Genomic DNA, 15,127 nt, shown 5'->3' on the forward strand with positions numbered 1-15,127 from the left:
CCATGCAGTCACCTTCTTCACCAGACGAGCAGCGAAATGAGCGACGCAACCTCCCCCATCCTTTCTTCGTATAACCGCAATGGCATCGCATTACGCAACCGCATCGCCGTCGCACCCATGACGCGAATCACGGCCACGGAATACGGCCATCCGACCCAAACCATGTTCGACTACTACAAGCGCTTCGCGAAGGGCGGTTTCGGGCTGGTAACGACGGAAGGCATCTACACCGACAAGGCGTTCTCGCAAGGATACCGGTTTCAGCCAGGACTGGCCGACGACGAACAGGCGAAGGCATGGTCGACGTTCAATCGCGAGATGCATGAGCATGGGACCCCTGTGTTCGCGCAACTCATGCATGCCGGGGCGTTGAGTCAAGGCAACGTTTATCGAAGCCATACCGTGGGACCGTCGGCCGTCCGCCCCAAGGGCGAACAGATGAAGTTCTACTTCGGCCAGGGACACTATGCTGAGCCGAAACAGATGACGGATGCTGATATTGATGAAGCGATTCAGGGCTTCGTCGACGCGGCACGACGTGCCGTGAATATCGCCGGGTTCCAGGGCGTGGAAATTCATGGCGCTAACGGATATCTCCTCGACCAGTTCCTGACAGCAGGGACCAATCGCCGGACTGACCGTTGGGGCGGCGACACGAAGGCTCGCGTGCAACTGCTCGTCGATGTTGTCGAAGCAGTCAGGCTCGGCATCGGAGATGCTGTACCCGTGGGTATCCGGATTTCACAAGGCAAGGTCAACGATTTCGGTTCCAGGTGGTCGGGTGGCGAGGCGGATGCCGAAGTGATCTTCGGCACACTTGCCGATGCAGGCATCGACTTCCTTCACGTCACGGAGTTCGAGGCCTGGCAGCCGGCCTTCGAAGGCACGCACGATAGCCTCGTGACGCTGGCACGCCGTTACGCGCCCGCCGTCACCGTCATCGCAAACGGCGGCTTGCACACGGCTGAGCGTATCAACCACGCGCTGGCCTCCGGTGCGGATCTGGTGACCGTCGGACGCGGCGCGCTGGCGAATCCCGACCTGCCGAAACTGCTCGCAAACAGGCTCGAACCCCGTACATTCGACGGTTCGATCCTTCAACCGATCGCCAGCATCAAGCCCGAAGAACTCGCAATGCAGATAGCCGCTTCAACGTAACGTCCGCTTGCGCGGCAGCGCGCCGCGCAACCGTTCTGCCGCACGCTCCAGCCGTCAGGTTGCAAGCTCCGCATGTTGTTTCTCCCGTTGCGAACGACGCCAGTCCGCTGGCGTCATGCCCAAACGTTGACTGAACGCGCGCCGGAATGCGGCGACGGATTGATAGCCGACTGTCTCGGCCACAACCTCGGTCGAAATGCCGGGTCTTTTCAGTTCGTTGGCCGCCAGCGCCATGCGGATATCGGTCAAGAGATCATTCGGCGAACGGCCCAGCTTGTCCTGAAAGTGACGAATCAACGTTGCACGCGACATGCTGCAGAGGTTCGCCAGTTCCGGCAGCGTCCATGCCCGTGCCGGGTCGCTGAAGATCGCCGTGAGCGCGGGAGACAGGCGCGGATTGCCTGCGAGCGCGAGCAGTCCGACAGGTGCTTCATCGGACTCGCTGGCCACGCGCATCGTCAGCGCAAACAGCGCCGCCGATAACGCATTCATCATCGCGTAGCCGCCAAGATTGTCTGCACCCGCCTCTGCTCGCATGAGTGCCACGAGACCGTTCAGGTGCTCGTAGGCCGCACCATCCGTGCCGTGCTTTACACCGCTTTTTGTCGGCGACGTATGCGTGACAAGCCGTGCAGGCAGATACGCACGGATGAACCGGTCATGTGGCGGCGCCAGAATGATCCGCCCGCAGAGCATGTCGAGACGCGGGCCGGTGCCCTTGTTTTCGCTAATGGTCAGGTTCAGTGCGGCGCGCTCGTGCGCCCGCTTCGGCCGCGCGCCGCTACCGTCGTGAAGCATGTGGGCACCGCCGTGCGCCAGCATTACGATGTCGCCTGCGCAAAGCTGCTGCGGCTTGCCGGAACCCGGCGTCTCCAGAACGGCCGACCCGCTGAGAATGATGTGATACGGCATCTCACCCGGGTCCGAATCGCCATAGATCACTTCCCACGGTGCGCCATACGAACAGCGCAATTCGAGTTGACCGTGCACGGTCATCATGCCGAGCAAACGGCTCAGCCAATCTTGCGAAAGTGACATCGCGGCTCCACGTGATACTTTTGAGCATGATATTGATAATCCAAGGACTCAACAAGCTCATTCGCCGCACCTAAAGTGGAGGCTCCTAACCACCACTGAATGAGGTCCAACATGAGTCGCATCGCCATCCCCGCAGTCCAGAACGCAACGGGCGCCACCGCCGAAGTCTATGGACGGGTTCGCAAAATAGCCGGCGGCAGCGTGCCGAATCTGTTCGCGGCGCTCGGCCATCTCGCGCCCGCGACATTGAATGCGGCGCTAGACGCGGAAGGCGCGCTGGCATCGAGCAGTCTGAGCAAGCAGGATCTGGAAACCATCAAGCTGCTCGTGAGCGAGCAAACGGGCTGCGACTACTGCGTCGCCGCGCACGTGATGCTGGGCAAGATGACCGGGCTGTCGCCCGAAGCGCTTAAGCACATTCGCGCGGGTCAGGCGACTGGCGATGCCCGACGCGACGCCCTCATCCGTTTCGTGCTGACCCTGCAGACGACCCGCGGCACGATCGGCGAAAGCGAACTCGCAGCGATTCGCGCCGCAGGCTACAGCGACACGCAACTCGCGGAAATCTCGCTGGCAATCGCCATGACGATTTTCACGAACACCTTCAACCGCATCAACGACACCGACGTCGATTTCCCGCCGGTCAAATGACGTCGCTTTGACGCGCGCACAGGCGGCGCGATGACGTGCCGCCCGCGCCGTACACCTGGCGCGCCGACGCCGACGGACCTGTCGCGATCGTCGCGCATTCACCCTTAGCTGGATTGGAGAAAGTCATGTCTCAGGTTGAACAGTTCGATACGTTGATTCTCGGCAGTGGCCAGGGCGGCAAACTGCTGGCCTGGCATCTGGGCCGGTCAGGACAACGTGTGGCCGTGGTCGAACGGCAGTGGGTGGGCGGCTCGTGTCCGGCCGTCGCGTGCCTGCCGAGCAAGAACGAAATCTGGAGCGCGCGCGTGGCTCATCTGGCGCGGCATGCCGCTGACTTCGGCGCGACTACGGGACCTGTCGCCATCGACATGGCAAAGGTTCGCGAACGCAAGCGCGGCATGGTCGAACGTGAAGCCGCGTTTCACGTGCAGGCGTATGAATCGAGCGGCGCTGAACTGATCATGGGCGTCGGCCGTTTTGTCGGGCCGAAGACCATCGAGGTGCAACTGAACGGCGGCGGCACGCGTACGCTCAGCGCAAGCCAGGTCGTGGTCAACGTCGGGACGCACGCAGCGATTCCCGACGTCCCGGGACTGCGCGCTGCCGAACCGCTGACGCACATCGGCGCGCTGGATCTCGACCGTGCACCCGCACATCTGATCGTCCTCGGTGGCGGCTATATCGGCGTGGAGATGGCGCAGGCTTACCGGCGCTTCGGCAGTCGCGTGACGATCATCGAGCGCGGTGCAAGACTGATGGCCCGCGAAGATGCGGACGTCGGCGCGGAGATGATGCGCATGCTTCGCGCGGAAGAAATCGATGTCGTGCTGGATGCACGGATAGTCAGCGTCGAGGGCCGCTCGGGCACGCATGTCCGCGTCGTCGTGCGCACGCCTTCGGGTGACCGGACTCTGGATGGAAGCGACATTCTTGTCGCCACCGGCCGGGTTCCCAACACAGCCGGCATCGGCCTGGAGCACGCAGGCATCCAGCTCGACGAACGTGGATACATTCGGGTGAACGACCGGCTGCAAACCTCGGCACCCGACGTCTGGGCAATTGGCGAAGTCGCGGGCAGTCCGCAATTCACGCATGTATCGGTCGATGACTTCAGAATCGTGCGCGACAACCTGGCAGGCGGCAATCGCAGCACTGGCGATCGTCTGATTCCGTACACGCTGTTCACCGATCCCCCGCTCGCGCGCGTTGGACTAAGCGAAAGCGATGCGCAACGTCAAGGTATCGGCGTTCGTGTCGCAATACTTCCCATGAACAACGTGCTGCGGACGGAAGCGACCGACGAGACGCAGGGCTTCATGAAGGTGCTCGTCAGCGCAAACGACGATCGCATACTCGGCTTCACAATGATCGGCTCGGAAGCTGGAGAAGTGATGGCGGCCATGCAGACAGCGATGATTGCGGATCTCCCGTACCAGAAACTCCGGGATGCCGTGATCTCTCATCTGACCGTCGCCGAAGGCCTTGGACCGCTGCTGTCAAGGGTGCCCAAGCGAACCGGCGAGTGAGGAAGACAGGAGGCCAGGTTTAAAGAAAGGTGCGGCTGTATTGGATGCCCATCACCCCGTGATGGGCATCGCGCGGTGGGATAAGGCGCCGCACTGATTGCCGGAATGAAGCCGACGATCAATGCTATGAACCGACCCGGAGCGGTCAACCGTGTCCGGCGCAAGCGGACACTCAATCGCGAGCTAATAAGGACGGTTCGAATGGCGGAACACGTGCTCTAACGATTCCTGCCTTCCAGTTCGTAGACGACTTCACACCAGCCCGCGACGCTGTTCAATTCGCTCACAATTGCGGCGACTCTCAATTCGAACTTCGCGCGATGCAATAGAGGGCCTATTGCATATCGCTTCGCTTCATCTGCAACGTGTTCGAAATTCTGATGGAAATCCGCAGTCATGACGTCTCGCCAAATGCATTCAGCTGCGAGGCGGACCAATATCTCCAGCGCGTTTCCCTGTGTCCAGTCATATTCGCCCCAAGCAATCCGGCGAAGAACCTCGACTGCAGAAGAACGGAAATGGAAGAGAATCTCGAACACAGCGAATTGCCAGGCGGTGAGCCAAGCTCCCAGACCACGCACTCCAGATTCGAATGTCTCCGGAGTTGGACATGAAGGCGTGTGGAGTCGGGATACCAGCATCTCAATGGCGCTCGGTCCGAGTTGCCCAGCGACGTCGGCCGCTCGCGAGCCAAAACGCTACCTGGGAATCGACAAGTATTGCGACAGAGCGAATTGCAGTTTCAGCGCGTCGGGCTCAATGTTTTTTGCCGCGCGATCGCTCTCGCGTTGAGCGGAAAATATTTTGAGAATATTTCGCATGCGAAGGTCGGTCAGCATACAACAGCTTGGGCGTTCAACTAGATGCGAGAATTTAGCCGACATTGTCAACGATCTTGGTACCGCAGTCGACCGTCTCTTACTGGCCGAGGGCGTGTGAAAACGCACCCTAAACGCGACGCTCGAAAAAATCGACCCTCCAGATCGTGCTGTGTTGGCTTCGCAGTGCCTTGGGAAGGGTAAAGCGACACCTGAAAACCGAGTACTTTCGAGTTTTCACACGCCCTCGGCCGAGCGGCGACATCCTCGAAGACCTTCACTTTCGGGCGACATCGAGCACGGTTACCGGCTTGCGCTCAGTTCCTGCTGTCGCCGCACTCGCGCGTCTTCCTCAAGACGTGTCGCTTCGAGTTCCTCCAGCACGCCATCGAGGTCCACAGGTCGCGTGTCGACTTCGATGCGACCCGTCAATTCGGCGTCGACATGCAGCCGCCCTGCTTCGAAGAGCGCCCAGATCTCCGTGCCATAACTCGCGGTGAGTATTTGCGGTGCAAACCGTCCGAAGTACGCGGCCAGGTTGTCGACGTCTCGCTTGAGCATCGAGGCGGCTTCGTTGTTGCCGGCTGCGTCGACGGCTTGCGGCAGATCAATTATCACTGGTCCATCCGCTGCCAGCAGGATGTTGTATTCCGACAGGTCGCCGTGAATTACGCCCGCGCAGAGCATGCGGACAACCTGGTTCAGCAGCAGCGCGTGCAGTTCGAGGGCGCGGGCTTCGTTCAGTTCGACGTCGTTGAGCCGTGGTGCGACGTTACCCACCTTGTCGATCACCAGTTCCATCAGCAACACGCCGTCGGTACAAATATAGGGTTGCGGCACGCGCACACCTGCGTTGGCGAGCCGGAACAGCGCGTCCGCTTCAGCGTTCTGCCATGACGCTTCCTGCATCTGACGGCCGTAGCGCGTACCTTTTTCCATCGCCCGCGCCTGTCTGCTGTTCTTGACCTTGCGACCGTCCCGATACGACGCGGCTTGCCGAAAACTGCGCTGCTTCGCGTCCTTGTAGACCTTGGCGCAACGCGTCGATTCGCCGCTGCGCACGACGTAGACCGTTGCCTCCTTGCCGCTCATCAACTGGCCGATGACCTCGTCGATAAGTTCTTCTTCGAGAAGCGGTGCAAGTCGTTTGGGTATTTTCATACGATCGTCGGCCACAGCTCGTGGAACGTGCATTCCGAGCGCGTGGATGGTGAATGGCCCGCTGGGGTATGCGCGACCAACGAACCGATGAATCGAGCAGCCGGTGCTGGCGGCCGTAAGCTTGCTGTGTGGGAGATGGATGGAGTCATGCCGGATTATAAGGGTGAACGAACGGAGGCAAATCTCCCGCCGACTGTGTAAATGCATTGCGCCGCAGATCCAGACCGCTCGCTGCTTGGCACGACCGGCAACACACGACCCACATGGGACGGTCGATTCGCTCGACAACGGCCATTCAACGGTGCGGGTGACGGCTCGCGCCAAGACGAGTCAACCTGATCCAAGCCCTCTCTATAGGAGGCGTCATCGGTGACCCGAGCGGATTTCAACGCGCTCTCAATTGAGAACACGCTTTCCGTAAATCCACTCAATGCTTCCATAGGGGGCAAGACGATCAAGGTCATCCAGCTTCGCCTTTCCTTCAGCTGAATTTCCCTTTACATACTTGGCATAGGCGCCTTGATAGAACAGTGCTTCGGCGACGGCGTCCTCCTTTTCTGTCCCAGACATCGTCGTGAGAATCTCCGTCACTTCGCTAGTCGTGTCTTCGCCTTGGTACATGCGCAGCAGGGCCCCATAGTGACTCTTATTATGTGCCGCGTAGTACGCTGCTTCCTGTTCCAGAGTTGGGTTCATCAACGCCGGGTTTTTGGCTCTAGCCATGATGTAGCGATAAACGAGGCTCCTATATGGATAGAAAGTTGACGATTCAAGTACGGACTGTGTGTCGGCTAGCGTATCGATAGCGCTCTGCCATTGCTCTAACTGAATATATGCGAAAGTCGCGGTTACGAATCCTTCTGTATAGGTGCTCAACGCGGACGCGCGGTCGATAGCCGGTCGGCTGTTCGCATATTTGCGGGTAAGCTCCAGTCCCGGCGCTAGCACTGTGAGAGCCCCTTGTGGAACGTTCAGGCTAAACAGAATTCCCGCTTTGGTCGCGATGACATCTTTGTTCTTCGAAGGATCGAGCAAGCTAAGTGCGTGGTTGATAACGACAAGCGCCTCAGTCGATCTGCCGAGAGAATCGAGTTCCGCTGCCTCCTGTTGCATTGCGAACGCCCGCTTCTGGTCAGTTGTGGCCGAGGCTTCGTCAGCCTTGGCGCTTTCCAGTCCCTTCTCATGTTCACTTTTCAGCGCATTTCCTCCGAGTTCAGAAGTGGGGATGCGTGTTGATTTTTGATCCACAGAGTTGGAAACGTTGCCCGAATCTCCGAGATACTGTTGCACGCAACCGGTGGCCAACAAGGCGTAGCAGGAGACGATAGCGGCAACAGACAATAAACGTCGGTTCAGCATGGATCTACTTTCTATCAGGTTAGTGATTGCGGGGGCGATCCAACGGACTAACGGAAGCATGGCCCTAGCCTTAAAAAATTACATCTTCAAGAGACCGGACATTGTCGACGATTTGCTGGCAGATGGCGGATGACCGAAAGTGGCCGCACGCATGCCTCATGCGCCTGCATCATCGGTTCTGCATTGATCAGCGACAGGGGTCCCTCAGGAGCCGCTTACGGCCGTGCCCTTTACGGTCTGATCCGATGATCCGTGAATTCATAGTCGGCCATGCAGTCAGCCGAAGGGTTTCGCTCAATCGCAGAAACATGAACGGTATCGCTGTCTGTAAAAGCGTAGGTGTACACATCGGGGATAGAGTCGCCCTCCGTGGTGAGGGAAATCTTGTCGTCTTTGGTTTCCCACTGGCCCCTCTCTATATTCAAAAACTTAGTCCTTTCGGGATTTTGGAAGAACGCAATTTCGAACTTGCCATCCGATGACCTTTTCATGGTCCACGCCATATATGAACACTTGCCATCCTTGTCTCTTTGCCCCTCCCATGTGCCAACCATACGATCATCGAGAGCCGAGGCGAGATTGGAGAAGCAAAGAAAAACTGCAACAAGTAATACATCTCGAACTTTGATTTTCATAGCGATTCCGAGCATCAATAGCAGTTAGTACGCTCACCGGAGGTACGTGCAGCATCCTGCCCGTTCCGAACGAAGAGCGCTCACACCGTCCTTACGGCAAATTGGCGTGAAACTTAAGTGATTGACTGAAGGCTGTGTCTGGCTTGCCGTGGTCGTCCGAGTCGCATCGGAGCCGAAGTGTCGACGATTTAGCGACCGGCATCGAATGGCCGAAAATGGCCGAACCCGGAAATCCATCGGCAGACGACGAACGGGCCGCCTGGATCGACCCCCGAACTTCCCTAGTCGACCTGCTGCTGCCGGTCCGGTCGCCGCAGTTTCAAGGGCCGGTATCAGAGCGGAGCAGTCACTTCGCACCGTTGCTCCCGGCCGGATAACCGGCCATGAAAACCGTTTTGGAGAATATACAACCCGCGCGCGCGTATCTGCTCGTCTCATCGCTCCTTCCTAAGGCGCTTTTGTATTTCAACTACGTCAAGCTCCGAAAAGTCATCGCTCACCCCCTCGAATATCAACCGCTGCGTTTCTTCGCTCAGGTCCGCGCGAACCATACCGAGAAATTTTGCTTCGGCAGCGATGATCAAGCGGTGATACTTTTGATGCAAGCGTCCCTGTTCCAGGTAGTCTGCAACGCGCTTCGAAAATTTCGCTTCAAGTTTTTCCTTTTGCTCACCCCGATCAAGCACTTCTGCTTCTTTATCCGTTAGTCCGGCTCCACGTCCCGCAGTGTTGACCAGATCCTCCATCTCTTGCAAATCGAGCGCTAGCCCTTGCGTCTGGAAAACACGCGCACGCTCACCATTAGCCACAATCACCCAGGTAATATCGCTCATCGCACATCTCCTTCACAGAACAAAGCATTTGACCAACCATTCGCTGTAGAAGTGAACGTCGCGCAGCACTGCCTCGCGTGGATAGCCCGCGTCTCTATCATGGCGCAACGGTCGCGATCCGACACGGCAAAACCGCATCGAACCGACCTGGAACGGGGCGATGCGAGCCGATACATATCATCGGTACTTCCGATATTCACACAGGCCTGTCCAGTCCCTAGAATTTCTTCACCGGTATCTCCGGCGGCGCGAGACCGTGGCCTCCGCGTTTTGCCTTGGAGACGACGTATCGATCGACTATATACACAGTACCTGCCCGGTCACGCGACGCCGTCCTCGCTCGCATTGTGACTCGGGGGGAATGAGTTTTCGCTGGCACACCAATTCGGAGCAGAAGACTGTCCTGCAAAAATCCGTGCGTATCAGCGGATGGATGCAAACGCTCCATATGACGGAGGCAATTTCACCATGCCCTTGCTCTGCGATATCTGTCATACCCGTCCCGCCGTGGCCCGTGTAAGCGTCGTGCAGAACGGCGAACGTAAGACCATGTCGATATGCGACTACGACTACCGTCAATTGATGCGCCATCAGAGCATGGTTAACCCATTCGACTCGTTGCTGGGTGGCGGCTCGGGCCTGTCACGCTTCTTCGGCGGCTTTGACGACGGTGACGGCGAAGAAACGGGACTTGCCGCCGAAGTGCCGCGCGAATCGGTCGATGCAACCGACGCCTTTAGTGAACAGACGTTGGAACTGCTACAGCGAGCCGCCGAAAAAGCGCACGAACTGCGCCGGAAAGAACTCGATACCGAGCACCTGCTCTACGTGCTCGCGGATACCGACATCGTCGCCGCGCTGTTGAAAGAACTGAAGTTGTCGCCGCAAGACATCAAGGGATACATCGACGAGCACGCGCAGACGGGAACGGCCGAAGCCGACACGCCGCTCGACAGGATGACGATTTCCCCACGTCTGAAGAAGGCATTTCAACACGCGTTTCAGGCGTCGCGCGATCTCGGGCATTCGTACGTCGGCCCCGAACATCTGCTGATCGGCCTCGCGGCCGTGCCCGACAGCATTGCAGGCACCTTGCTCAAAAAGTATGGCGTCACGCCTGAGGCACTGCGGCAGAAGGTCGTGAAGGTCGTCGGCAAGGGCGCCGAGGACGGCCGTGTCGATACGCCGACGGGCACGCCGAATCTCGACAAGTTCGGACGCGACCTGACGGCAATGGCGCGCCAGGGCAAGCTCGACCCGGTGCTGGGGCGCGCACAGGAAATTGAAAGCACAATCGAGGTGCTCGCGCGCCGGAAGAAGAACAACCCCGTGCTGATCGGCGAGCCGGGCGTCGGCAAGACGGCGATCGTCGAGGGCCTTGCACAGCGGATCGTAAACGGCGATGTGCCCGAGGTGCTTCGCGGCAAGCGGCTCGTCGAAGTGAACATCAATTCGATGGTGGCAGGCGCCAAGTATCGCGGTGAATTCGAGGAGCGCGCCAAGCAGATGATCGATGAGGTCACGGCGAAACAGGCCGAACTGATCCTGTTCATCGACGAGCTGCATACGATCGTCGGCGCAGGCCAGGGTGGCGGTGAAGGCGGACTCGACATCGCAAACGTGCTCAAGCCCGCGCTCGCGCGCGGAGAACTGAGCCTGATCGGCGCGACGACGCTGAACGAATATCAGAAGTACATCGAAAAGGACGCCGCGCTCGAACGGCGTTTCCAGCCCGTACTGGTACCGGAGCCGACGGTCGAGCAGACCATCGTCATCCTGCGCGGACTGCGCGACAAGCTCGAAGCGCACCATCAGGTAACGTTTGCCGATGATGCGTTCGTCGCCGCTGCCGAATTGTCCGATCGCTACATTACTTCGCGCTTCCTCCCGGACAAGGCCATCGATCTGATCGACCAGGCCGCCGCACGCGTGCGCATCGGCGCGACTTCGCGGCCTGCCGGCATTCAGGAACTAGAAGCCGAGATTGCGCAACTCAGGCGTGAGCAGGATTACGCGTCGTCGCGCAAACGCTTCGACGAGGCGAAAGGCTTCGAGGATCGCATCAACGATAAACAAAAGGCGCTCGATGAGCAGACCGAGGCGTGGCAACGCAAAACCGGCTCCGAGACGCTGGAGGTGACCGTCGAAGCGATCGCGGAGGTCGTCTCGCGCCTCACGGGCATTCCCGTGTCCGATCTGACGCAGGAAGAGCGCCAGAAGCTGCTCAGGATGGAAGAGACGCTGCGTGAAAGAGTCGTAGGGCAAGACGATGCCGTCATCGCCGTGAGCGATGCGGTGCGTATGTCGCGCGCGGGGCTCGGTCAGACACACAAGCCGATCGCTACCTTTCTGTTTCTCGGACCGACGGGCGTCGGCAAAACGGAACTCGCGAAAGCGCTGGCCGAAACCGTATTTGGCGATGAACAGGCGGTGATCCGCATCGACATGTCCGAATACATGGAGCGTCATGCAGTGGCACGGCTCATCGGCGCGCCGCCCGGCTATGTCGGCTACGACGAAGGCGGTCAGCTTACCGAACGCGTGCGGCGTCGCCCGTACAGCGTGATCCTGCTCGACGAAATCGAGAAAGCGCACCCCGACGTGAACAACGTGTTGCTACAGGTCTTCGACGATGGACGCCTGACGGATGGAAAGGGCCGGGTCGTGGACTTCAGCAACACGATCATCATCGCGACCAGCAATCTGGGTGCGTCGATCATCATGGAAAACCTGGAGCGGCCCGAAGCCGCTCGCATGACCGAAAAGGCCTTGCGCGACGAATTGATGACGGTGCTAAAGGGTCACTTCCGCCCCGAATTCCTGAATCGTCTCGACGAGATCATCGTATTCCACTCGCTGTCGCGCGAGAACATCCGTTCTATCGTTCAAATCCAGATCGACCGCGTCATACGCACTGCTGCCGCGCAAGGCATCACGCTCAAGATCGACGATTCCGTCATCGAGCATCTGGTCGAAGCGGGTTACCAGCCCGAGTTCGGCGCTCGCGAACTGAAGCGACAGATTCGACAGGAAATCGAAAGAAAGCTCGCGAAGGAAATGCTCGGCGATGCACTCAGATCCGGTGATACCGCCGACGTCACCTATGACAAAGACAGTGGTGAGGTCAAATTCCACAAGATCGCATCGGCATCGAAACCGGCAAAGGACAAGCCGAAAGCAGGTAACGGGCACGATGCGCAGCCCGATGGCGACGCGCAGACACCGCTCGCAGATTCCGCATCCAGCAAGGGACGTAAGAAGCGTGGTTCAACAGAGTCTGGTAAACATACCAGGTGAATCACCTGAGCTTTGTCTCCAATGGCGTGCTTATCGATTAGATCGCTTTCAACCTGTAACCGACCTACCCGTTCTTCACTCGATCTATACAAGCAAAGACATCGGTTGTGCGCTCCTGTAAAGAGCGCATAACTCGTCAATAACTTTTCGACTCGAGACCGTAGCCGTATATGGAAATAGAAACCTCACCACGCCATCGATCGGTGCATAAATTTCTGGTTCGGAAACCTTAACGGAGTGCGAGATGACGACACGACGCGAAGTTCCAGGCATTCGCCCATATGACGGACCCGCGGGTGGTTGGGGCGCGCTCCGCGCCACGGCTCAGGCGGTCCGCCAGCAGATGGAAAGCATCTCCGCCCCAATTACGCTCATGCGGACCAACCAGCCGGATGGCTTTGATTGTCCCGGATGCGCGTGGCCTGACAAGGAACATCGCTCCACATTCCAGTTCTGCGAGAACGGTGCAAAGGCTGTCACCTGGGAAGCGACGACCAAACGTGTTCCTCCCGAGTTCTTCGCCAGCAACACCGTGACTTCCTTGTTGAAAAAATCGGACTACGAACTGGAAGACATGGGACGCCTTACCCATCCGCTCGTCTACGATCGGGCAACGGATACCTATCGTGCTGTTGAATGGGAGGACGCGTTTGCGCGCATAGGTGAAATCCTGCGGACGCTTTCGCCGGACCAGGTCGAATTCTATACCTCCGGTCGCGCCTCGAACGAGGCGGCATACCTGTATCAGTTATTTGCCCGTGAGTACGGTACAAACAATTTTCCTGATTGCTCGAACATGTGTCATGAGCCGACCAGCGTCGGCTTGCCTCGTTCAATCGGCATCGGCAAGGGAACGGTTTCGCTGGAAGACTTCGACTCGGCCGAGCTCATCATATCGATTGGTCACAATCCCGGCACGAATCATCCGCGCATGATGGGAACGCTGCACGAAGCGTCGCGGCGCAACGTTCCCATCATCGTGTTCAATCCGCTGCGTGAGCGCGCGCTCGAACGGTTCGCCGATCCGCAGAACTTCCTCGAAATGGCAACCTATGCATCCACGCGCATTGCCTCGACCTATTTTCAGGTAGACGCAGGCGGCGATGCAGCCGCGCTGAAGGGCGTCATGAAAGCACTGCTTCAGATGGAGGCGGAGCAAGGCAATGTACTCGACCGCGAGTTCATCGCCGCGCACACGGAGGGTTTCGACGCGTTCGCCGCTGATCTTGAAGCGACGTCGTGGGACGATATCGAAAAGGCGAGTGGCCTCACGCGCCCCGATCTCGAAGAAGTCGCCCTTGCCTATGCGAAATCCAATGCGACCATCGTGACCTACGGGATGGGCATCACACAGCACAACAAAGGCACAGCCAACGTCCGTCTGATTGCCGACCTGTTATTGCTGCGCGGCAACTTCGGCAAACCAGGTGCAGGCATCTGCCCGCTTCGCGGACATTCGAACGTACAGGGGAATCGCACGGTCGGCATTACGGAGAAGCCATCCGGCGAGTTTCTCAAGCTGATCGAACAAACCTGCGGCTTCACCCCACCCTCGGAACACGGCCATGATGCCGTCCAGGCGATGCAGGCGATGATCGAAGGCAAATCGAAAGCGCTGATCTGCCTGGGTGGAAACTTCGCGGTCGCATTGCCCGATCCGGAAGCGTCGTTTCCCGCCATGGCCGGGCTCGACCTGGCCGTCCATATCGGCACGAAGCTCAATCGCACTCACCTGCTGGTATCGAAGGAAACCTACCTGTTCCCTTGCCTTGGCCGTACCGAACTCGACATGCAGGCTGGAGGTCAGCAGTCGGTCACGGTGGAAGACTCGATGTCCATGGTTCATGCATCGGCCGGCAAGCTCACCCCAGCGTCGGAACATCTGCGCTCGGAGCCCGCCATCGTCGCCGGCATGGCGCGCGCGACGCTACCCAACAGCAAGGTAGCGTGGATGGAACTCATTGGCGATTACGACAAGATCCGCGACCTGATCGAGCAGACCGTCCCGGGCTTCGAAGCGTTCAACGAACGTATCCGGCATCCCGGCGGATTTCGCCTCCCGCTGCCGCCAACCGAGCGGCAGTGGCCCACGCCGTCCGGAAAGGCGATCTTCTCGGTCTATGACGGCGTCAAGGAAGACGCGGACGTGCTCGGCGCAGAGAACGTACTGCGGCTCATCACGATACGCAGCCACGACCAGTACAACACCACCATTTATGCGATGGACGACCGCTATCGCGGCGTATTCGGCCGGCGTGACGTGCTGTTCATGAACGAATCCGACCTCGAAGAGCGCGGGCTCGAACATGGCGACCTGGTCGACATCGAGACGATCGTCTCAGGCAGACAGTTGCGCATGAAGAACATCACCGCGATCGTGTATGCCATTGCAAAGGGCTCGGTAGCCGCGTACTACCCGGAAGCCAACGTTCTGGTCCCGCTCGACTATATCGACAAGGAGTGTGGCACGCCCTCCTACAAGTCTGTGCCCGTCAAGGTCACGCGCGCGACGGCGAGTTGACGGTGTCAGTTGCCTTTGCGCACGGGGTTTGAGGACACAACCGCAGGCTCCGTGAGTAGCGGCTTGTCGTTCAGTACGTTATACGGGTCACGTCACAATCGATCCTGGCGAGTCATCCGGCAAATGTCGT

11 protein-coding genes are annotated in these 15,127 nt (G+C 58.9%); 5 read left to right on the forward strand and 6 right to left on the reverse strand.

All coding sequences use genetic code 11. The annotated features are described in order from the left end of the window. The first annotated feature begins 36 nt into the window (after nucleotides 1–36). Nucleotides 37–1,158 carry an NADH:flavin oxidoreductase gene (locus KFO72_RS16820; RefSeq protein WP_054930839.1) on the forward strand — a complete coding sequence of 374 codons (1,122 nt, stop codon included), beginning with the start codon at nucleotides 37–39 and terminating at the stop codon, nucleotides 1,156–1,158. 54 nt (nucleotides 1,159–1,212) lie between these two features. On the opposite strand, the gene KFO72_RS16825 is transcribed toward KFO72_RS16820, so the two are convergent. Continuing rightward, the gene (locus tag KFO72_RS16825; RefSeq protein ID WP_225032629.1) at nucleotides 1,213–2,196 is read right to left on the reverse strand and encodes an AraC family transcriptional regulator; all 984 of its coding nucleotides are present in this window, start codon (nucleotides 2,194–2,196) and stop codon (nucleotides 1,213–1,215) included. Between the two features lie 111 nt (nucleotides 2,197–2,307). Between KFO72_RS16825 and KFO72_RS16830 the strand changes: the two genes are divergently transcribed. After that, complete coding sequence (locus tag KFO72_RS16830; RefSeq protein WP_062918219.1) at nucleotides 2,308–2,847, forward strand: carboxymuconolactone decarboxylase family protein; 540 nt, start codon at nucleotides 2,308–2,310, stop codon at nucleotides 2,845–2,847. A 125-nt stretch (nucleotides 2,848–2,972) separates the two neighbouring features. Next, on the forward strand, nucleotides 2,973–4,373 hold the full coding sequence (locus KFO72_RS16835; protein ID WP_225032630.1) for an FAD-dependent oxidoreductase: 1,401 nt from the start codon (nucleotides 2,973–2,975) through the stop codon (nucleotides 4,371–4,373). Nucleotides 4,374–4,591: 218 nt separating this feature from the next. On the opposite strand, the gene KFO72_RS16840 is transcribed toward KFO72_RS16835, so the two are convergent. The 5 genes from KFO72_RS16840 to KFO72_RS16860 form a co-directional block, all read right to left on the reverse strand. Beyond that, nucleotides 4,592–4,912 (reverse strand): hypothetical protein, encoded by a 321-nt coding sequence (locus KFO72_RS16840; protein WP_225032631.1) that lies wholly within the window; start codon nucleotides 4,910–4,912, stop codon nucleotides 4,592–4,594. Between the two features lie 582 nt (nucleotides 4,913–5,494). Continuing rightward, the gene (locus KFO72_RS16845) at nucleotides 5,495–6,352 is read right to left on the reverse strand and encodes a PA4780 family RIO1-like protein kinase (protein WP_225032632.1); all 858 of its coding nucleotides are present in this window, start codon (nucleotides 6,350–6,352) and stop codon (nucleotides 5,495–5,497) included. Nucleotides 6,353–6,748: 396 nt separating this feature from the next. Further along, nucleotides 6,749–7,711, reverse strand: a complete 963-nt coding sequence (locus KFO72_RS16850; RefSeq protein ID WP_225032633.1) for a hypothetical protein — start codon at nucleotides 7,709–7,711, stop codon at nucleotides 6,749–6,751. A 230-nt stretch (nucleotides 7,712–7,941) separates the two neighbouring features. Beyond that, a complete protein-coding gene (locus KFO72_RS16855; RefSeq protein WP_062918862.1) occupies nucleotides 7,942–8,346 on the reverse strand; it encodes a hypothetical protein in 405 nt (134 codons plus the stop codon). Nucleotides 8,347–8,780: 434 nt separating this feature from the next. Then, nucleotides 8,781–9,179 (reverse strand): host attachment protein, encoded by a 399-nt coding sequence (locus tag KFO72_RS16860; protein ID WP_225032634.1) that lies wholly within the window; start codon nucleotides 9,177–9,179, stop codon nucleotides 8,781–8,783. Between the two features lie 468 nt (nucleotides 9,180–9,647). Between KFO72_RS16860 and KFO72_RS16865 the strand changes: the two genes are divergently transcribed. Together KFO72_RS16865 and KFO72_RS16870 are read left to right on the forward strand one after the other, a co-directional pair. Then, nucleotides 9,648–12,476 carry an ATP-dependent Clp protease ATP-binding subunit gene (locus tag KFO72_RS16865; protein ID WP_225032635.1) on the forward strand — a complete coding sequence of 943 codons (2,829 nt, stop codon included), beginning with the start codon at nucleotides 9,648–9,650 and terminating at the stop codon, nucleotides 12,474–12,476. Between the two features lie 244 nt (nucleotides 12,477–12,720). Beyond that, on the forward strand, nucleotides 12,721–14,997 hold the full coding sequence (locus tag KFO72_RS16870) for an FdhF/YdeP family oxidoreductase (RefSeq protein ID WP_054930865.1): 2,277 nt from the start codon (nucleotides 12,721–12,723) through the stop codon (nucleotides 14,995–14,997). Nucleotides 14,998–15,127: the final 130 nt, after the last annotated feature.

The sequence above is a fragment of the Paraburkholderia sp. XV genome, from assembly GCF_020177535.1.
In the GTDB taxonomy this organism is placed as follows: Bacteria; Pseudomonadota; Gammaproteobacteria; order Burkholderiales; family Burkholderiaceae; genus Paraburkholderia; species Paraburkholderia caribensis.

What these genes read in the sequence shown, in the direction of transcription:
- KFO72_RS16820 (WP_054930839.1), top strand. Translation starts at nt 37, where the DNA reads ATGAGCGACGCAACCTCCCCCATCCTTTCTTCGTATAACCGCAATGGC.
- KFO72_RS16825 (WP_225032629.1), bottom strand. Translation starts at nt 2,196, where the DNA reads ATGTCACTTTCGCAAGATTGGCTGAGCCGTTTGCTCGGCATGATGACC.
- KFO72_RS16830 (WP_062918219.1), top strand. Translation starts at nt 2,308, where the DNA reads ATGAGTCGCATCGCCATCCCCGCAGTCCAGAACGCAACGGGCGCCACC.
- KFO72_RS16835 (WP_225032630.1), top strand. Translation starts at nt 2,973, where the DNA reads ATGTCTCAGGTTGAACAGTTCGATACGTTGATTCTCGGCAGTGGCCAG.
- KFO72_RS16845 (WP_225032632.1), bottom strand. Translation starts at nt 6,352, where the DNA reads ATGAAAATACCCAAACGACTTGCACCGCTTCTCGAAGAAGAACTTATC.
- KFO72_RS16850 (WP_225032633.1), bottom strand. Translation starts at nt 7,711, where the DNA reads ATGCTGAACCGACGTTTATTGTCTGTTGCCGCTATCGTCTCCTGCTAC.
- KFO72_RS16855 (WP_062918862.1), bottom strand. Translation starts at nt 8,346, where the DNA reads ATGAAAATCAAAGTTCGAGATGTATTACTTGTTGCAGTTTTTCTTTGC.
- KFO72_RS16860 (WP_225032634.1), bottom strand. Translation starts at nt 9,179, where the DNA reads ATGAGCGATATTACCTGGGTGATTGTGGCTAATGGTGAGCGTGCGCGT.
- KFO72_RS16865 (WP_225032635.1), top strand. Translation starts at nt 9,648, where the DNA reads ATGCCCTTGCTCTGCGATATCTGTCATACCCGTCCCGCCGTGGCCCGT.
- KFO72_RS16870 (WP_054930865.1), top strand. Translation starts at nt 12,721, where the DNA reads ATGACGACACGACGCGAAGTTCCAGGCATTCGCCCATATGACGGACCC.